Origin of the sequence: Streptomyces sp. NRRL F-5135 (assembly GCF_000719775.1) — a bacterium.
Taxonomy (GTDB): Bacteria; Actinomycetota; Actinomycetes; order Streptomycetales; family Streptomycetaceae; genus Streptomyces; species Streptomyces hebeiensis.
The window spans coordinates 127,021-145,832 of record NZ_JOHR01000002.1 but is presented as its reverse complement, the minus strand read 5'-3'; the positions used below and the strand labels follow the sequence as shown (position 1 = coordinate 145,832).

The 18,812-nt window shown below is 70.3% G+C and carries 15 protein-coding genes; 1 reads left to right on the top strand and 14 read right to left on the bottom strand.

Annotation, left to right across the window (positions count from 1 at the left end; genetic code table 11):
- Positions 1-95: 95 nt before the first annotated feature.
- From nuoN to IG02_RS0104370, 14 genes are all read right to left on the bottom strand, one after another.
- Entirely contained in the window at positions 96-1,766 is a 1,671-nt protein-coding gene (nuoN, locus tag IG02_RS0104435; protein WP_030742074.1) for an NADH-quinone oxidoreductase subunit NuoN, read from the bottom strand.
- A complete protein-coding gene (locus IG02_RS0104430) occupies positions 1,763-3,367 on the bottom strand; it encodes an NADH-quinone oxidoreductase subunit M (protein ID WP_030742072.1) in 1,605 nt (534 codons plus the stop codon). The genes nuoN and IG02_RS0104430 overlap by 4 nt, the downstream gene beginning before the upstream one ends.
- 7 nt (positions 3,368-3,374) lie before the next feature.
- On the bottom strand, positions 3,375-5,321 hold the full coding sequence (nuoL, locus tag IG02_RS0104425) for an NADH-quinone oxidoreductase subunit L (RefSeq protein ID WP_030742070.1): 1,947 nt from the start codon (positions 5,319-5,321) through the stop codon (positions 3,375-3,377).
- Between the two features lie 13 nt (positions 5,322-5,334).
- Positions 5,335-5,634 carry an NADH-quinone oxidoreductase subunit NuoK gene (gene nuoK / locus IG02_RS0104420; RefSeq protein ID WP_030742068.1) on the bottom strand — a complete coding sequence of 100 codons (300 nt, stop codon included), beginning with the start codon at positions 5,632-5,634 and terminating at the stop codon, positions 5,335-5,337.
- Positions 5,631-6,656, bottom strand: coding sequence for an NADH-quinone oxidoreductase subunit J (locus tag IG02_RS0104415; RefSeq protein WP_078854192.1), 1,026 nt, complete (start codon positions 6,654-6,656; stop codon positions 5,631-5,633). The genes nuoK and IG02_RS0104415 overlap by 4 nt, the downstream gene beginning before the upstream one ends.
- Positions 6,653-7,294, bottom strand: a complete 642-nt coding sequence (gene nuoI / locus IG02_RS0104410; RefSeq protein WP_030742064.1) for an NADH-quinone oxidoreductase subunit NuoI — start codon at positions 7,292-7,294, stop codon at positions 6,653-6,655. Before nuoI ends, IG02_RS0104415 begins: the two co-directional genes overlap by 4 nt.
- On the bottom strand, positions 7,287-8,687 hold the full coding sequence (nuoH, locus tag IG02_RS0104405; protein ID WP_030742062.1) for an NADH-quinone oxidoreductase subunit NuoH: 1,401 nt from the start codon (positions 8,685-8,687) through the stop codon (positions 7,287-7,289). The genes nuoI and nuoH overlap by 8 nt, the downstream gene beginning before the upstream one ends.
- Before the next feature lie 154 nt (positions 8,688-8,841).
- On the bottom strand, positions 8,842-11,445 hold the full coding sequence (locus IG02_RS0104400; protein ID WP_078854191.1) for an NADH-quinone oxidoreductase subunit G: 2,604 nt from the start codon (positions 11,443-11,445) through the stop codon (positions 8,842-8,844).
- Positions 11,442-12,803 carry an NADH-quinone oxidoreductase subunit NuoF gene (gene nuoF / locus IG02_RS0104395; protein WP_030742058.1) on the bottom strand — a complete coding sequence of 454 codons (1,362 nt, stop codon included), beginning with the start codon at positions 12,801-12,803 and terminating at the stop codon, positions 11,442-11,444. Before nuoF ends, IG02_RS0104400 begins: the two co-directional genes overlap by 4 nt.
- Entirely contained in the window at positions 12,803-13,693 is an 891-nt protein-coding gene (gene nuoE, locus IG02_RS0104390; RefSeq protein WP_037802318.1) for an NADH-quinone oxidoreductase subunit NuoE, read from the bottom strand. Before nuoE ends, nuoF begins: the two co-directional genes overlap by 1 nt.
- A 110-nt stretch (positions 13,694-13,803) precedes the next feature.
- Positions 13,804-15,192, bottom strand: a complete 1,389-nt coding sequence (locus IG02_RS0104385; protein WP_030742054.1) for an NADH-quinone oxidoreductase subunit D — start codon at positions 15,190-15,192, stop codon at positions 13,804-13,806.
- Positions 15,192-15,938 carry an NADH-quinone oxidoreductase subunit C gene (locus tag IG02_RS0104380; protein ID WP_030742052.1) on the bottom strand — a complete coding sequence of 249 codons (747 nt, stop codon included), beginning with the start codon at positions 15,936-15,938 and terminating at the stop codon, positions 15,192-15,194. The genes IG02_RS0104385 and IG02_RS0104380 overlap by 1 nt, the downstream gene beginning before the upstream one ends.
- Positions 15,935-16,489 (bottom strand): NuoB/complex I 20 kDa subunit family protein, encoded by a 555-nt coding sequence (locus tag IG02_RS0104375; RefSeq protein ID WP_030742049.1) that lies wholly within the window; start codon positions 16,487-16,489, stop codon positions 15,935-15,937. Before IG02_RS0104375 ends, IG02_RS0104380 begins: the two co-directional genes overlap by 4 nt.
- A gap of 70 nt (positions 16,490-16,559) precedes the next feature.
- The gene (locus IG02_RS0104370) at positions 16,560-16,919 is read right to left on the bottom strand and encodes an NADH-quinone oxidoreductase subunit A (RefSeq protein WP_030742046.1); all 360 of its coding nucleotides are present in this window, start codon (positions 16,917-16,919) and stop codon (positions 16,560-16,562) included.
- Positions 16,920-17,749: 830 nt separating this feature from the next.
- Here IG02_RS0104370 and IG02_RS0104365 point away from each other — a divergent pair.
- Positions 17,750-18,607 carry a C40 family peptidase gene (locus tag IG02_RS0104365; protein WP_030742044.1) on the top strand — a complete coding sequence of 286 codons (858 nt, stop codon included), beginning with the start codon at positions 17,750-17,752 and terminating at the stop codon, positions 18,605-18,607.
- Positions 18,608-18,812: the final 205 nt, after the last annotated feature.

Sequence of the window (18,812 nt, the reverse complement as noted above, 5' to 3'; positions counted from 1 at the left end):
GGTGTCCGGCCCCTCCCCCGGGGCACCGGACACCGACCGCGTCCACGAGCGTGGGCCCACACCACGGCCCGCTACGGCTACGGCTACGGCTACGGCTACCGCACGAAGCCTCCCGCCTGCCCCGCCAGTTCCAGGAAGTACTGCGGCGCCACTCCCAGCACCAGCGTGACCACGACGCCCACGCCGATCGCCGCCGTCGTCAGCGCCGACGGCACCGCGACCGTCGGGCCCTCCGGCTTCGGCTCGCTGAAGAACATCAGCACGATGACCCGGATGTAGAAGAACGCCGCGATGGCCGAGGCGATCACACCGACCACCACCAGCACGCCCGCGCCGCCGTCCGCCGCCGCCTTGAAGACCGCGAACTTGCCGGAGAAGCCGGAGGTGAGCGGGATACCGGCGAAGGCGAGCAGGAAGACCGCGAAGACCGCCGCCACCAGCGGCGAACGGCGGCCGAGGCCGGCCCACTTGGACAGGTGGGTCGCCTCGCCGCCCGCGTCGCGCACCAGCGTGACGACCGCGAACGCGCCGATCGTCACGAAGGAGTACGCCGCCAGGTAGAAGAGGACGGACGAGACCCCGTCGGGCGTCGCCGCGATCACGCCCGCCAGGATGAACCCGGCGTGCGCGATCGAGGAGTACGCCAGGAGCCGCTTGATGTCCGTCTGGGTGATCGCGACGATCGCGCCGCCGAGCATGGTGACGATGACCACCGCCCACATCACCGGCCGCCAGTCCCAGCGCAGGCCCGGCAGGACGACATACAGCAGCCGGAGCAGCGCGCCGAAGGCCGCCACCTTGGTCGCCGCGGCCATGAAGCCGGTGACCGGGGTGGGCGCGCCCTGGTAGACGTCCGGGGTCCACATGTGGAAGGGCACCGCGCCGACCTTGAACAGCAGGCCCATCAGGATCAGGGCGGCACCGATCAGCAGCAGCGCGTCATTGCCCATGGTGTCGGCGAGCGCCGGGTCGACGCTCTGCACCGAGCCGCCGATGACCTCGGCGATCCGGGCGTACGAGACGGAGCCCGCGTACCCGTACAGCAGGGCGATCCCGAACAGCAGGAACGCCGAGGAGAACGCGCCCAGCAGGAAGTACTTGACCGCGGCCTCCTGCGACATCAGCCGCTTGCGGCGGGCCAGCGCGCACAGGAGGTAGAGCGGGAGCGAGAGGACCTCCAGCGCGATGAAGAGCGTCAGCAGGTCGTTGGCCGCCGGGAAGACCAGCATGCCGGCCACCGCGAACAGGGCGAGCGGGAAGACCTCGGTGGTGGTCAGACCAGCCTTGACCGCGGCCTTCTCCCCTTCGCCGCCGGGTACGGCCGCGGCCTGCGCGACGAACGAGTCGACGCGGTTGCCGTGCGCCTCCGGGTCGAGCCGGCGCTCGGCGAAGGTGAACACGGCGACGATCGACGCCAGCAGGATCGTGCCCTGGAGGAAGAGCGTCGGGCCGTCCATGGCGATGGCGCCCATCGCGGCGATGTGCTTCTTCGTCGTGCCGTACCCGCCGGCCGCGAGGGCGACCACCGCCGCGAAGGCGGCGGCCAGCGCCACGACGGAGAGGAACAGCTGTGCGTGGTACCGCCCCTTCCGGGGCACGAACGCCTCGACCAGGATCCCCAGGACTGCGGCGCCCACCACGATCAGTACGGGTGCCAGCTGGGCGTATTCGATGGTCGGGGCCGGGATCCTGTCGATGGCCGGCACTCCAGGGGAGCCTGGGGCCGCCGTCGTTGTCCACAGGCTGTGGACGGCTGTCACACTCACCGGGCGGCCTCCACCTCGGGCTTGGGGTCGGTCTTCTGCACGTCGGACAGCGTGTGCTCGACCGCCGGATCGACGATCTGGGTGAGCGGCTTGGGATAGACCCCCAGGAACAGGAGCAGCGCGATCAGCGGGGCGACCACCACCAGCTCCCTGACCCTCAGGTCCGGCATGGTCCTGATCTCGGCCTTCACCGGGCCCGTCATCGTGCGCTGGTAGAGGACCAGGACGTAGAGCGCCGCGAGCACTATCCCGAGGGTGGCGATGACGCCGATCACCGGATACCTGCTGAACGTGCCGACCAGGACCAGGAATTCACTCACGAACGGGGAGAGCCCCGGCAGCGAGAGCGTGGCGAGACCACCGATCAGGAACGTGCCCGCGAGGACCGGCGCCACCTTCTGCACCCCGCCGTAGTCCGCGATCAGACGCGAGCCGCGCCGGCTGATCAGGAAGCCCGCCACCAGCATCAGCGCGGCCGTCGAGATCCCGTGGTTGATCATGTAGAGCGTGGCGCCGGACTGGCCCTGGCTGGTCATCGCGAAGATGCCCATGATGATGAAGCCGAAGTGCGAGATCGACGCATAGGCGATCAGGCGCTTCATGTCGCGCTGGCCGACCGCGAGCAGCGCCCCGTACACGATGCTGATCAGCGCCAGCACGAGGATCGCCGGCGTGGCCCACTTCGACGCCTCGGGGAAGAGCTGGAGGCAGAAGCGCAGCATCGCGAACGTGCCGACCTTGTCGACCACCGCCGTGATCAGGACGGCGACGGGCGCGGTGGCCTCGCCCATGGCGTTGGGCAGCCAGGTGTGCAGCGGCCACAGCGGGGCCTTCACGGCGAACGCGAAGAAGAAGCCGAGGAACAGCAGCCGCTCCGTGTTCGTCGCCATCGACAGGGACCCGTTCGCCCGCGCCTCGGCGATCTCGGTGAGCGAGAAGGTGCCGGCGACGACATAGAGGCCGATGACGGCGGCCAGCATGATCAGGCCGCCGGCCAGGTTGTAGAGCAGGAACTTCACGGCCGCGTACGACCGTTGGGTGGCCGCCGCCTCGTCCCCGGCGCCCGCCGCTTTCGCGGCGAACTGAGCGGGTGCCGCCCGGTCCCCGAAGCCGCCGATGAGGAAGTACATCGGGATGAGCATGGCTTCGAAGAGGATGTAGAAGAGGAAGACGTCGGTGGCCTCGAAGGAGAGGATCACCATCGCCTCGACCGCAAGGATCAGCGCGAAGAAACCCTGGGTGGGCCGCCAGCGGCGATTGGGACGCGCGTCTTCCAGCGGGTCGGCGTCGTGCCAGCCCGCCAGGATCACGAACGGGACCAGCAGGGCGGTCAGCGCGAGCAGCGACACCCCGATGCCGTCCACGCCCAGTTCGTAGCGCACCCCGAACTCCGCGATCCAGGCATGCGATTCGGTGAGCTGGTAGCGGGCGCCGCCGGGCTCGAAGCGCACCAGCGCGACGACGGCCAGCGCGAGCGTGCCCAGCGAGAACAGCAGTGCCAGCCATTTGGCCGCGGTGCGCCGGGCGGCCGGGACGGCCGCCGTGGCGATCGCGCCGAGAGCGGGCAGGGCCGCCGTCGCCGTCAGGAGAGGGAAGGACATCTCGGCCTCACACCGCCCTCATCAGCAGGGTCGCGGCAATCAGCACCGCCGTACCTCCGAACATCGTGACCGCGTAGGAGCGGGCGTAGCCGTTCTGGAGCTTGCGCAGCCGGCCGGAGAGCCCGCCGAACGACGCCGCCGTCCCGTTGACGACACCGTCGACCAGGGTGTGGTCGACATAGACCAGGGAGCGGGTGAGGTGCTCGCCGCCGCGCACCAGGACCACATGGTTGAAGTCGTCCTGGAGCAGATCCCGGCGGGCGGCGCGGGTGAGCAGCGAGCCGCGCGGCGCGGTCACCGGCACCGGGACGCGTCCGTACATCAGCCAGGCCACGGCCACACCGATCACCAGCGCCACGACCGTGGCGGTGGTGACGGCCGCCGCGCTGATCGGCGGGTGTCCGTGCGCGTAACCGGTGACGGGCTCCAGCCACCGCACGAAGCTGTCACCGAAGGAGAAGAGCCCGCCGGCGAAGACCGAGCCGAAGGCCAGGACCACCATGGGGATCGTCATGGACTTCGGGGACTCGTGCGGATGCGGCTCCGCGTGCCGGCCGCGCTCCTCGGCCGCGGGCTCGGCGCTCGGCTCGGCGGGGGAGGCGGTCTCCCGGCCGCGCCAGCGCTCCTCGCCGAAGAACGTCATCAGCATCACGCGCGTCATGTAGAACGCGGTGATCGCCGCGCCCAGGAGGGCGACGCCGCCGAGGATCCAGCCTTCCGTCCCGCCCTTGGCGAAGGCCGCCTCGATGATCTTGTCCTTGGAGAAGAACCCGGAGAGACCGGGGAAGCCGATGATCGCCAGGTAGCCGAGGCCGAAGGTGACGAACGTGACCGGCATGTACTTCCGCAGGCCGCCGTACTTGCGCATGTCGACCTCGTCGTTCATGCCGTGCATGACGGAACCGGCGCCGAGGAAGAGCCCGGCCTTGAAGAAGCCGTGCGTCACCAGGTGCATGATCGCGAAGACATAGCCGATCGGGCCGAGGCCCGCCGCCAGGATCATGTAGCCGATCTGCGACATCGTCGATCCGGCGAGCGCCTTCTTGATGTCGTCCTTCGCGCAACCGACGATCGCACCGAACAGGAGGGTGACGGCGCCGACCACCACGACCACGAGCTGTGCGTCCGGCGCCCCGTTGAAGATCGCTCCGGACCGGGTGATCAGATAGACGCCGGCCGTCACCATCGTCGCCGCGTGGATCAGGGCGGAGACCGGGGTCGGGCCCTCCATCGCGTCTCCGAGCCAGGACTGGAGCGGCACCTGGGCCGACTTGCCGCAGGCGGCCAGCAGCAGCATCAGGCCGATCGCCGTCAGCTTGCCCTCCGACGCGTCGCCCGCCGCCCCCAGCACCGGGCCGAAGGCGAAGGTACCGAAGGTGGTGAACATCAGCATGATCGCGATCGACAGACCGAGGTCACCGACGCGGTTGACCAGGAACGCCTTCTTCGCGGCCGTGGCCGCGCTGGGCTTGTGCTGCCAGAAGCCGATGAGCAGGTACGAGGCGAGACCGACGCCCTCCCAGCCCATGTACAGCAGGAGGTAGTTGTCGGCGAGGACCAGCAGCAGCATCGCCGCCAGGAACAGGTTCAGGTAGCCGAAGAAGCGGCGGCGCCGCTCGTCGTGCTCCATGTACCCGATCGAGTAGATGTGGATCAGGGTGCCCACACCGGTGATCAGCAGGACGAACGTCATCGACAACTGGTCGAGCTGGAAGGCGATGTCCGCCCGGAAGCTCCCGACGGGGATCCAGCTGAACAGGTGCTGGTGCAGCGTACGGTCCTCGGCACCCCTGCCGAGCAGATCGGCGAAGAGCAGCACGCCGATCACGAAGGAGGCCCCGGCCAGGACCGTGCCGATCCAGTGGCCGGCACGGTCGAGCCGGCGGCCGCCGCAGAGCAGGACGGCGGCTCCGAGCAAGGGCGCCGCGATGAGCGGCGCGATCAGATTCTCCACGATTCAGCGCCCCTCAGAGCTTCATCAGGCTGGCGTCGTCGACCGAGGCCGAGTGGCGGGAACGGAACACGGACACGATGATCGCCAGCCCGACGACGACCTCCGCCGCGGCGACGACCATCGTGAAGAACGCGATGATCTGGCCGTCGAGATTGCCGTGCATCCGGGCGAAGGTGACGAACGCGAGGTTGCACGCGTTGAGCATCAGCTCGACGCACATGAACAGCACGATCGCGTTGCGCCGGATCAGCACCCCGGCGGCGCCGATGGTGAAGAGCAGGGACGCGAGATAGAGGTAGTAGACCGGGTTCATCGCTTGATCTCCTCCCCCTTGTCCCGGACCGAACCGCCGGCCGAACCGCCGGCCGAACCGCCGGCGGGACCGCCGCCCGGACGACCCGCACCGCCGCCCGCGCGGCCGGCGCGGCCGAGCCGCTCGTTGGAGCGCTGCTCCAGTGCCCGCAGGTCCGCGATGGCCTCGTTCGACACGTCGCGGATCTGGCCGCGGCCCTTCAGCGTCTTGTTGACCGTCAGCTCGGAGGGCGTGCCGTCGGGGAGCAGGCCCGCGATGTCCACCGCGTTGTGCCGGGCGTAGACGCCGGGGGCCGGCAGCGGCGGCAGCTGGACGCCGGCGCGGACGCGCTCCTGCGCCAACTCGCGCTGCGTCTTGAGCCGTTCGGTGCGCTCGCGGTGGGTGAGCACCATCGCGCCGACGGCCGCCGTGATCAGCAGGGCGCCGGTGATCTCGAAGGCGAACACGTACTTCGTGAAGATCAGGGCGGCCAGGCCCTGCACGTTCCCGCCCGCGTTGGCCTGGCCCAGCCCGTTGAAGGAGTTCAGCGAGGCATGGCCGATACCGGCGATCAGCAGCACGCCGAAGCCGACCCCGCACAGGGCCGCCAGCCAGCGCTGGCCCTTGATCGTCTCCTTGAGGGAGTCGGCGGCGGTGACACCGACCAGCATCACGACGAAGAGGAACAGCATCATGATCGCGCCGGTGTAGACGACGACCTGGACGACGCCCAGGAAATACGCCCCGTTGGCCAGATAGAAAACGGCCAGGACGATCATCGTCCCGGCCAGGCACAGCGCGCTGTGCACGGCTCGCTTCATCAGGATCGTGCCGAGCGCGCCGAGGACGGCGACCGTCCCGAGGATCCAGAACTGCACGGCCTCCCCGGTCGAGGTCGTGGACGCCGCGACGGAGGTGAGGGACGAGGTGAGGGACGAATGGAAAGAGGTGGAGAGAGACGAGGAAAGAGAGGAGGGGGCGGCGGCCGTGGGGGCGGCGGCGGACGAGGCCGCCGCCGCCAACGAGCCCGCGAGCGCGATCATTTACCGACCACCTTCCGCGACGCGGGCTCCTCCGGACCGAAGTCCGAAGCGCCCTCCTGCGGCTTCTCGCCCTTGGTGACGGCCGTCTGCCGGACCGTGCCCGGCGCGGCCTCCGTGATCAGGCCCCGGTAGTAGTCCTGCTCGTCCATGCCCGGGTAGATCGCGTGCGGCGAGTCGACCATGCCGTCCTCCAGACCCGCGAGCAGCTCCTCCTTGGTGTAAATGAGGTTCTCGCGGGAGCTGTCGGCCAGATCGAAGTCGTTGGTCATCGTCAGCGCCCGGGTCGGGCACGCCTCGATGCACAGGCCGCAGAGGATGCAGCGCGCGTAATTGATCTGGTACACACGGCCGTACCGCTCTCCCGGGGAGTAGCGCTCCTCGTCCGTGTTGTCCGCGCCCTCCACGTAGATCGCGTCGGCCGGGCACGCCCAGGCGCACAGCTCACAGCCGATGCACTTCTCCAGGCCGTCCGGATGCCGGTTCAGCTGATGCCGGCCGTGGAAGCGGGGAGCCGTCACCTTCTGCTGCTCCGGATACTGCTCGGTCAGCCGCTTCTTGAACATGGCCTTGAAGGTCACGCCGAAGCCGGCCACCGGATTCCGGGGGGCGCGAGGTTCCTCGCGCGAAGAATCAGACACCGTCAGCCTCCTTTCCGTCACTCTCGGTACCGTCACTCACAGTATTGCCCCCGCCACTGACAATCAGCTCCCGGTCCCCTCGCGGGCGCCTGCGCGGTACGGGCGGCAGGCTCTGCCCGGGCAGCGGCGGCACGGGGAACCCGCCCGCCATCGGGTCGAAGGCCGGTGGCTCGGGCTCCCGCGCGGCCGCGGCCTTGTCCTGCTTGTCGCGGAAGATGTCGACGACGAAGGAGAGCAGCAGCAGCGTGATGACCGCGCCGGCCACGTACAGCACGATCGTCTGGAAGTCGTAGTTCTCGTTCCGCAGCGCGCGTACGGTCGCGACGAGCATCAGCCAGACCACCGAGACCGGGATCAGGACCTTCCAGCCGAGCTTCATCAGCTGGTCGTAGCGCACGCGGGGCAGTGTGCCGCGCAGCCAGATGAAGAAGAAGAGGAGCAGCTGCACCTTGAGGACGAACCAGAGCATCGGCCACCAGCCGTGGTTCGCGCCCTCCCAGAAGGTGGAGACCGGCCACGGGGCGCGCCAGCCGCCGAGGAAGAGCGTGGTCGCGACGGCCGAGACCGTGACCATGTTGACGTACTCGGCGAGCATGAACATCGCGAACTTGATGGACGAGTACTCGGTGTTGAAGCCACCGACCAGGTCGCCCTCGGACTCCGGCATGTCGAAGGGCGCGCGGTTCGTCTCGCCGACCATCGTGACGATGTAGAGGACGAAGGAGACGGGCAGCAGCAGGATGTACCAGCGGTCCGCCTGCGCCTCGACGATCGCCGAGGTGGACATCGAGCCGGAGTAGAGGAAGACGGAGGCGAAGGCGGCGCCCATGGCGATCTCGTACGAGATCATCTGCGCGCACGAGCGGAGGCCGCCGAGCAGTGGGTACGTCGACCCGGACGACCAGCCGGCGAGGACGATGCCGTAGATCCCGACGGAGGCGACCGCGAGGATGTAGAGCATCGCGATCGGCAGGTCGGTCAGTTGCATCGTGGTGCGCTGCCCGAAGATCGAGACCTCGTTGTTCGCCGGGCCGAACGGGATCACGGCGATCGCCATGAAGGCCGGTACGGCGGCGACGATCGGCGCCAGGATGTAGACGACCTTGTCCGCGCGCTTGACGACGACGTCTTCCTTGAGCATCAGTTTGACGCCGTCGGCGAGCGACTGGAGCAGCCCCCAGGGGCCGTGCCGGTTGGGGCCGATGCGCAGCTGCATCCAGGCGACGACCTTGCGCTCCCACACGATGGCGAAGAGCACGGTCACCATCAGGAACGCGAAGCAGAACACGGCCTTGACGGCCACGAGCCACCAGGGGTCGCGGCCGAACATCGACAGGTCCTCGGCGGCGAGCACAGTCCCCGGGGCCGCCGCGAGTCGATCGAGGGCGGTCATGCGCGCACCTCCGGTGCCGGGTGGGGCCGGTAGCCCGGCCGGACGACAGATACACACACCGTGCGGTGGTCACGCGCGACGTGGTGGCCACGCGCGACGCGGTGGTCACACGTGATGCCGCTGTCACACGCGACTCGGGGATCACGGGGGTCGGTCATGGCCGCGCCTCCGGTTCCGCGTCGGACGAACCGGCGGCCTCGGACGGACCGGCAGCCGTGGGCGGTACGGCGCCGGCCAGCGGGGCGCCGTCCGCCGGGGCGCCGTCCGCCGGGGCGGCCGGTTCCGCCGGGCCGACGCGGACCACGTCCCCCGGGCGCGCGCCCGTGTCCGCGTGGACCCCGCCGCCGCGCGAGTTCAGCGGCAGCCAGACCACCCGGTCCGGCATCGGCGTCACCCGCAGCGGCAGCGTCACCGTGCCCGCCGGGCCGGTCACCGCCAGCTCGTCGCCGTCCTTGACGCCCGTGTCGGCGGCCGTCGCCGCGGACAGCCGGGCGAGCGCCGCGTGGCGGGTGCCCGCCAGCGCCTCGTCGCCGTCCTGGAGGCGCCCCTGGTCCAGCAGCTGCCGGTGGCCCGCGAGGACCGCCTCGCCGGTGCCGGGCCTCGGCAACGGAACGGCCACCTCCAGCGGTTCGGCGGCCCGGGGGCCGTCCCAGCGGCCCAGCCGGTCCACCTCCGCCCGTACCGCCGCCACGTCCGGCAGCGCGAAGTGCGTGTCCAGCTCGTCCGCCAGCATGTGCAGCACCCGGGCGTCGGCCGGCGCGACCGGCCGCGTCATCTGCTCCGGCTTCAGCGCCGCCTCGAACGGCCGCGCCCTGCCCTCCCAGTTGAGGAACGTGCCCGGCTTCTCCGCGACCGCCGCCACCGGGAAGACCACGTCCGCCCGCTCGGTGACCTCGCTCGGCCGAAGTTCCAGGGAGACCAGGAAACCGACCGAGTCCAGCGCGGCCCGCGCCGCCGCCGGGTCCGGCAGGTCCGCGACCTCCACGCCCGCGACGACCAGCGCGGCCAGCTCGCCGGTCGTGGCGGCGGCCAGGATCTGACCGGTGTCCCGCCCGTACCGCTGCGGCAGCTCCCGTACGCCCCAGAGCGCCGCGACCTCCTCGCGGGCCCGCGGGTCGGTGGCCGGCCGGCCGCCGGGCAGCAGCGACGGGAGCGCGCCCGCCTCCACCGCGCCGCGCTCACCGGCCCGGCGCGGGATCCACACCAGCCGCGCGCCGGTCGCGGTGGCGGCCCGTGCCGCCGCCGTCAGCCCGCCCGGAACCGTCGCCAGCCGCTCGCCGACGGCGATCACCGCGCCCGGCTCGCGCAGTGCCCGCGCGGCCCTGGCCACGTCGCCGTCACCGGTCGGCCCCGCGCCGGAGGCCAGGGCGTCCAGCCACTCCGTCTCGGTGCCGGGCGCGGCGGGCAGCAGCGTGCCCCCGGCCTTCTCGAGGCCCCGGGTCGCGTACGGGGCGACCGCGAACGTCCGCTGTCCGTGCTTGCGCCACGCCTTGCGCAGCCGCAGGAAGACGCCGGGCGCCTCCTCCTCCGACTCCAGCCCCACGAGCAGCACGGCCGGCGCCTTGCCCAGCGAGGTGTACGTGACGCCCGTGCCGTCCAGGTCGTGGCCCCGGCCCGCCACATGCGCCGCCAGGAACTCCGTCTCCTCGCCGCTGTGCGGCCGGGCGCGGAAGTCGACGTCGTTCGTCCCGAGGGCGACGCGGGCGAACTTGGCGTACCCGTACGCGTCCTCGACGGTCAGCCGGCCGCCCGCGAGCACCCCGGCACGGCCGCGCGCGTCCGCCAGGCCGGCCGCCGCCGCCTCGAGCGCCTCGGGCCAGCTCGCCGGTTCCAGAACGCCGTCCGCGTTCCGTACGAGCGGGGTCGTCAGCCGGTCCGGCCGCTGGGCGTAGCGGAACGCGAACCTCCCCTTGTCGCACAGCCATTCCTCGTTGACCTCGGGGTCGTTCGCCGCCAGCCGCCGCATCACCTTGCCGCGCCGGTGGTCCGTACGGGTCGCGCAGCCGCCCGCGCAGTGCTCGCAGACGCCCGGCGAGGACACCAGGTCGAAGGGGCGGGAGCGGAAGCGGTACGCCGCCGAGGTCAGCGCGCCGACCGGGCAGATCTGGATCGTGTTGCCGGAGAAGTACGACTCGAACGGGTCGCCCTCGCCGGTGCCGACCTGCTGGAGCGCGCCCCGCTCGACCAGCTCGATCATCGGGTCGCCCGCGATCTGCTGGGAGAAGCGGGTGCAGCGGGCGCACAGCACGCACCGCTCGCGGTCGAGCAGTACCTGGGTGGAGATCGGCACGGGCTTGGCGAACGTCCGCTTGTGGCCCTCGAAGCGGGTGTCCGGGTCGCCGACCTGCATCGCCTGGTTCTGCAGCGGGCACTCCCCGCCCTTGTCGCAGACCGGGCAGTCCAGCGGGTGGTTGATGAGCAGCAGCTCCATCACCCCGCGCTGGGCCTTCTCGGCGACCGGCGACGTCAGCTGCGACTTGACGACCATGCCGTCGGTGCAGGTGATGGTGCAGGAGGCCATCGGCTTGCGCTGGCCCTCCACCTCGACGATGCACTGGCGGCAGGCGCCGGCCGGGTCGAGGAGCGGGTGGTCGCAGAAGCGCGGGATCTCGATGCCGAGCTGCTCGGCGGCGCGGATCACCAGCGTCCCCTTGGGGACCGAGATCTCGATGCCGTCGATCGTCAGCGTGACCAGGTCCTCGGGTGGCACCGCGGCCTCGCCGCCGCCGGAGGTGGCGGATGTGGTGACGGTGGTCATGCGTTCACCTCCAGGTGCGGGTTCTGGTCGGCCCAGAGTGTGGACTTCGCGGGGTCGAACGGGCAGCCCCGGCCGGTGATGTGCTGCTCGTACTCCTCGCGGAAGTACTTCAGGGAGGAGAAGATGGGCGACGCCGCGCCGTCGCCGAGCGCGCAGAACGACTTGCCGTTGATGTTGTCGGCGATGTCGTTCAGCTTGTCGAGGTCGGACATCCGCCCCTTGCCCGCCTCGATGTCGCGCAGCAACTGCACGAGCCAGTACGTCCCCTCACGGCAGGGTGTGCACTTGCCGCAGGACTCGTGGGCGTAGAACTCGGTCCAGCGGGTGACGGCCCGGACCACGCAGGTCGTCTCGTCGAAGCACTGGAGCGCCTTCGTGCCGAGCATGGAGCCGGCGGCCCCCACGCCCTCGTAGTCCAGCGGCACGTCGAGGTGTTCGTCGGTGAACATGGGGGTCGAGGAGCCGCCCGGCGTCCAGAACTTGAGCCGGTGGCCCGCCCGCATCCCGCCGCTCATGTCGAGCAGTTGGCGCAGGGTGATGCCGAGCGGGGCCTCGTACTGGCCGGGGCTCGTGACATGGCCGCTGAGCGAGTAGAGCGTGAAGCCGGGGGACTTCTCGCTGCCCATCGACCTGAACCACTCCTTGCCCCGGTTCAGGATCGCGGGAACCGACGCGATGGACTCGACGTTGTTCACCACGGTGGGGCAGGCGTACAGGCCCGCCACCGCCGGGAAGGGGGGACGCAGCCGGGGCTGTCCGCGACGGCCCTCCAGGGAGTCCAGCAGCGCGGTCTCCTCGCCGCAGATGTACGCGCCCGCGCCCGCGTGCACGACGACGTCGAGGTCGAGCCCGCTGCCGAGGATGTTCGTGCCGAGGTACCCCGCCGCGTACGCCTCGCGCACGGCCTCGTGCAGCCTGCGCAGCACGGGGACGACCTCGCCGCGCAGGTAGATGAACGCCTGGCGCGAGCGGATCGCGTAGCAGGCGATCACGATGCCCTCGATGAGGGAGTGCGGGTTGGCGAAGAGAAGGGGGATGTCCTTGCAGGTGCCGGGTTCCGATTCGTCCGCGTTGACGACGAGATAATGCGGCTTGCCGTCGCCCTGCGGGATGAACTGCCACTTCATCCCGGTGGGGAAGCCCGCGCCGCCGCGGCCGCGCAGTCCGGCGTCCTTGACGTAGGCGATGAGGTCGTCGGGCGCCATCGCCAGCGCCTTGCGCAGTCCCTCGTACCCCTCGTGGCGCTCGTAGGTGGCCAGCGTCCAGGGCTCGGGCTCGTCCCAGAAGGCGGACAGGACGGGCGAGAGGAGCTTCTCGGGGCTGGTGCCGTTCTCGTCGAGCTCGGGTGCCATGGTCATCACTCCCCCTCCTCGGCTGCGGGGCCCCCGCGGTCGGCGCGACCGCCCGGACCGGCGGGATCGGTGGTATCGGCGTGATCCGTGCGCTTGGCGGGGCCCGCGGGATGGGCCGGGTCGGAGGCCGATGTCGGCTGCGGCGCGTCGTGCGAGCTGAGGTGTTCGGCGCCGGGCTGCGGCTCGGCCGCCCGGGGCGGATGGGCGTCCCGCGGCCGGACCACGCGCGGCTGGGACCGCTCCCCCTTGGCCAGCCGCAGCCCGGTCAGCGACGCGGGCCCCGCGCCGCCGGTGGCCTCGACCGCGCCGGGGCGCTCGTCCGGGAAGCCGGCGAGGATGCGCGCCGTCTCCTTGTACGTGCACAGGGGCGCGCCCCGCGTCGGCCGTACGGTACGGCCCGCGCGCAGGTCGTCGACGAGCCGCTTGGCGGACTCGGGCGTCTGGTTGTCGAAGAACTCCCAGTTGACCATCACCACGGGCGCGAAGTCGCAGGCGGCGTTGCACTCGATGTGTTCGAGGGTGACCTTGCCGTCCTCGGTCGTGTCGTTGTTGCCGACGCCGAGGTGTTCGCGCAGCTCCTCGAAGATGGCGTCGCCGCCCATCACGGCGCAGAGCGTGTTGGTGCAGACGCCGACCTGGTAGTCGCCGCCCGGCCGGCGCCGGTACATGGAGTAGAAGGTGGCGACCGCGGTGACCTCGGCGGTGGTCAGGCCGAGGTGGTCGGCGCAGAAGGCCATGCCCGTGCGGGAGACGTGGCCTTCCTCGGACTGGACGAGGTGCAGCAGCGGGAGCAGCGCGGAGCGGTTGTCCGGGTAGCGGGCGATGATCTCCCTCGCGTCCGCGTCGAGCCTGGCCCGTACCTCGGCCGGGTACTCGGGGGCGGGGAGCTGCGGCATCCCCAGGCTGACCCCGGCGCTCGTACCGGCGCCGGCTCCGGTGGTGGCGCCGGTGGCCGCGGCGCCGGTGCCGGAGTCGGGTCCGGCCTGGGAACGGTGCGGTGTGGCGGTCACCGGTCGACGCCTCCCATCACGGGGTCGATGGACGCGACGGCGACGATGACGTCGGCGACCTGGCCGCCCTCGCACATCGCCGCCATGGCCTGGAGATTGGTGAAGGACGGATCGCGGAAGTGGACCCGGTAGGGGCGGGTGCCGCCGTCGGAGACGACGTGCGCGCCGAGTTCGCCCTTGGGCGACTCGACGGCCGCGTACGCCTGGCCCGGCGGGACCCGGAAGCCTTCCGTCACCAGCTTGAAGTGGTGGATGAGGGCCTCCATGGACGTGCCCATGATGTTCTTGATGTGGTCGAGCGAGTTGCCGAGGCCGTCGGGCCCGAGCGCGAGCTGGGCGGGCCAGGCGATCTTCTTGTCCGCGACCATCACGGGCCCCGGCTCCAGCCGGTCCAGGCACTGCTCGACGATCCGCAGCGACTGGCGCATCTCCTCCAGGCGGATGAGGAAGCGGCCGTACGCGTCGCAGGTGTCGGCGGTCGGGACGTCGAAGTCGAAGGTCTCGTAGCCGCAGTACGGGTCGCTCTTGCGCAGGTCGTGCGGGAGGCCGGTGGAGCGCAGGATCGGCCCCGTGGCGCCCAGCGCCATGCAGCCGGCCAGGTCGAGGTAGCCGACGTCCTGCATGCGCGCCTTGAAGATCGGGTTTCCGGTGGCGAGCTTGTCGTACTCCGGGAGGTTGGCGCGCAGGGTCTTCAGCAGCTCGCGGAGGTGGTCGACGGCGCCCGGGGGCAGGTCCTGGGCGAGTCCGCCGGGCCGGATGAACGCGTGGTTCATGCGCAGGCCGGTGATCAGTTCGTAGGCGTCGAGGATCAGTTCGCGGTCCCGGAAGCCGTAGATCATGATCGTGGTCGCGCCCAGCTCCATCCCTCCGGTGGCGATGCAGACCAGGTGCGAGGAGAGCCGGTTCAGCTCCATCAGCAGGACGCGCAGGAGCGTGGCGCGGTCCGGGACGTCGTCCTGGATGCCGAGCAGCTTCTCGACGCCCAGGCAGTACGCCGTCTCGTTGAAGAACGACGTCAGGTAGTCCATGCGCGTGACGAAGGTGGTGCCCTGCGTCCAGTTGCGGAACTCGAGGTTCTTCTCGATTCCGGTGTGCAGGTAGCCGATGCCGCAGCGGGCCTCGGTGACGGTCTCGCCGTCGATCTCCAGGATCAGCCGGAGCACCCCGTGGGTGGACGGGTGCTGGGGACCCATGTTGACGACGATGCGCTCGTCGTCGGCCTCGGCCGCGGACCGGACGACCTCGTCCCAGTCGCCGCCGGTGACCGTGTAGACGGTGCCTTCGGTCGTCGTACGGGCGGACCCCGAACCAGCTGTTGCCGAGCCGCCGTCCGACGGGGTTCCCCGCTGTCCGTGGGAGGAGTGCGGTGCGTGAGGAGCAGACATCAGGAGTACGACCTCCGCTGGTCCGGAGCCGGGATCTGGGCGCCCTTGTACTCGACGGGGATGCCGCCGAGGGGGTAGTCCTTGCGCTGCGGGAAGCCCTGCCAGTCGTCCGGCATCATGATCCGGGTCAGGGCCGGGTGTCCGTCGAAGATCAGGCCGAAGAAGTCGTACGTCTCGCGCTCGTGCCAGTCGTTGGTCGGATAGACCTCGACGAGGGACGGGACGTGCGGGTCGGCGTCCGGCGCGGAGACCTCCAGGCGGATCAGCCGGCCGTGGGTGAGCGACCGCAGGTGGTAGACGGCGTGCAGCTCGCGGCCCTGGTCGCCGAGGAAGTGGACGCCCGAGACGCCCGTGCAGAGCTCGAAGCGCAGCGCGGGGTCGTCCCGCAGCGTCCGCGCGACCTGGACCAGGTGCTCGCGGGCGATGTGGAAGGTGATTTCGCCACGGTCGACGACCGTCTTCTCGATGGCGTTCCCGGGGACGAGCCCCTGTTCCTCCAGCGCGCCCTCGAGCTCGTCGGCGATCTCGTCGAAGACGCCGCCGGGCCCGCCGTACGGGCGGCTGGACGCGCCCGGCAGGCTCACCGTGCGGACGAGACCGCCGTAACCGGTGGTGTCGCCGCCGTTGTTGGCGCCGAACATCCCCTTCTGCACGCGGATGACATCGCCGGTGTCGCCGCGCGCCGCGGGCAGGTCGGTGCCCCCGGCGCCCTGTTCGCCGTTACCGGTCCGTCGCTCGTCGGTCACCGCAGCAGCCCCTTCATCTCGATCGTCGGGAGCGCCTTGAGGGCCGCCTCCTCCGCCTCGCGGGCCGCCTCCTCCGCGTTGACCCCGAGCTTGGAGCCCTGGATCTTCTGGTGGAGCTTGAGGATGGCGTCCATCAGCATCTCGGGACGTGGTGGACAACCGGGCAGATAGATGTCGACGGGGACGATATGGTCCACGCCCTGAACAATCGCGTAATTGTTGAACATCCCGCCCGACGATGCGCAAACCCCCATGGAGATCACCCACTTGGGGCTCGGCATCTGGTCATAGACCTGCCGCAGCACGGGCGCCATCTTCTGGCTCACCCGGCCGGCCACGATCATCAGGTCGGCCTGGCGCGGCGAACCGCGGAAGACCTCCATGCCGAACCGCGCCAGGTCGTACCGCCCCGCGCCGGTCGTCATCATCTCGATGGCGCAGCAGGCGAGGCCGAAGGTCGCGGGAAAGACGGACGACTTGCGCACCCACCCCGCGGCCTGTTCGACGGTGGTCAGCAGGAAACCGCTCGGCAGCTTCTCTTCGAGTCCCATTGGTGGCCCTCAGCCCCTCTAGCCCTCTAGTAGCCCTCTTGGTAGCCCTGTTGCGGCCCTTGGCGGCCCGCTAGTCCCATTCCAGACCGCCGCGCCGCCATACATACGCATAAGCGACAAAGACGGTGAGCACGAAGAGCAGCATCTCCACGAGCCCGAAGATCCCCAGGGAGTCGAAGCTCACGGCCCAGGGATAGAGGAAGACGATCTCGATATCGAAGATGATGAAGAGCATCGCCGTCAGGTAGTACTTGATGGGGAAACGACCGCCCCCGGCAGGCGTCGGCGTGGGCTCGATGCCGCACTCGTACGCCTCGAGCTTGGCCCGGTTGTACCGCCTCGGGCCGATCAGCGTGGCCATGACCACGGAGAAGATCGCAAACCCAGCCCCGAGGGCGCCGAGCACGAGGATGGGCGCGTAGGCGTTCACGATCCTCAGCTCCTTCCAGTCGTCGTTGACCGTTGGACCGCGCCGGGTCGTTCCCATGGGCCCGCACCGACGGATCACCGAAGATCACATACATGTGAGGCAGTTCACAAGCCCGACTGCCCCGCATCCTATGCCCGTCGCCATGTGATCTGCGACACGGGGTACGGCAACGTCTTTGTGATCTCCACCACCCGGCGAACGATCATGAAGTCGGATGAGCGGCGATCTTTGTACGCGAAGCGTCCAGATGATCACCAGCTGTGACATTCGGACGCGTTAACCCTGGTCAAGACGGGGTTGCTATATCAAGCGTTGCACGCTACAGCCAAATTTGCGATGGACCTGGAGAAGGTGATACGAGCCGCGACCGCGCGGCCGTCCCGAGCGCCCCGGTGACCCGCCGGGACACCCCCACACCCCTCGGCCCGACTCGCGCGGATCGACCGATGCGGACATGTGCACGCATTCACGAGCAACCGGGCCACCATGATCCATCCCGGCGGTCGAGCACCCGGGGAACCCGTGCTCACAGACCATGCACACCGTGATCATTCGGACTGTCGAACAGTAACCGTCCTGTGACCTGCACCACTCGATCCGACCCGTCGAGGAAGCGGGCTTGGCCATGAGTGTGGAGGGATGGTAGGCGGCGGGCAATTCGGACCTTTATCGGAAAGACTCTGATCACAGCCGTGATCACGCATGCCCGGTTTGACCGTTACGGCGTCAATAAAGGTCCCAGGGCGCCGGTTTCGAGGCTTCCGCGCGTAACTGTGGCGCAACACACCTTCCTTGACGAGAACCATGCACGGCCTGATAGCGGTTGACCCATGTCCCACACCGCTCACATACGCAGCCACCGGAAGCCCCGCCGCAGCGCGCCGAAGACCGCGCTCCGTGCCGGAGTCGCCAGTGGCGTTCTCAGCACCATCGCGGTCGCCGGTGCCGCCGGAACGGCAAGCGCCGAGCCGGTGACCGAGACCATCGAAATGCCCACGCTCACCTCCGGTTTCGCCGGCACCGTCGCGCAGTCCGCCGACGCCACCCAGCGGGCCGCCAGCAACTTCGACGTCCGCGCCCAGCAGGACGCCGCCGCCGAGAAGGCCGCCAAGGCCGCCAAGAAGGCCAAGGCCGAGGCGGACCGCAAGGCCGAGGCCGAGCGGAAGGAGGCCGAGGCCCGCGCCAAGGCCGCCGCCGCCGAGCGCGCCTCCCGCGCGGCCGAGCGCACGGCGCTCGCCACACCGGCCTCCGACTCCGGTTCGTCCGACTCGTCCTCGTCCTCCTCCTCTTCGTCGTCCGGTTCCTCGTCGTCCTCTGCCGTCTCGCAGGCCACCGGCTCGGCCGCGGCCGTGATCGCCTTCGCCCAGGCGCAGGTCGGCGACGCGTACGTGCTGGGCTCCACGGGCCCCAACGCCTGGGACTGCTCGGGCCTGGTGGGCGCGGCGTACAAGCAGATCGGCGTCGACCTCCCGCGCGTCTCGCAGGACCAGTCGACGGCCGGTACGCAGGTCTCCCTGGACAACCTCCAGCCCGGCGACATCCTCTACTGGGGCAGCGCGGGCAGCGCGTACCACACCGCCATCTACATCGGTGACGGAAAGTTCGTGGGCGCCCAGAACCCCAGCACCGGCGTGGTGGAGCGGTCCCTGGACTACGACCCGCCGACCGGCGCTGTCCGCGTGCTCTGACAGCCGTACGTACGGACACGGGCCCCGCGGGGCACAGGACCCGCACCCCGGGACACGGGGTGCGGGTCCTCGTCGTGGGCCGGCCGGCGGCACGGGACCGGTGACGCCAACTCCGCGCCGGCCGTGGGGCAGGCGTACCCTGGAACCAGGCGCGGAGGACGGCCCGCCGACCCTCGGGTCCCGTGGATCCGGTCGGCCGGGAACG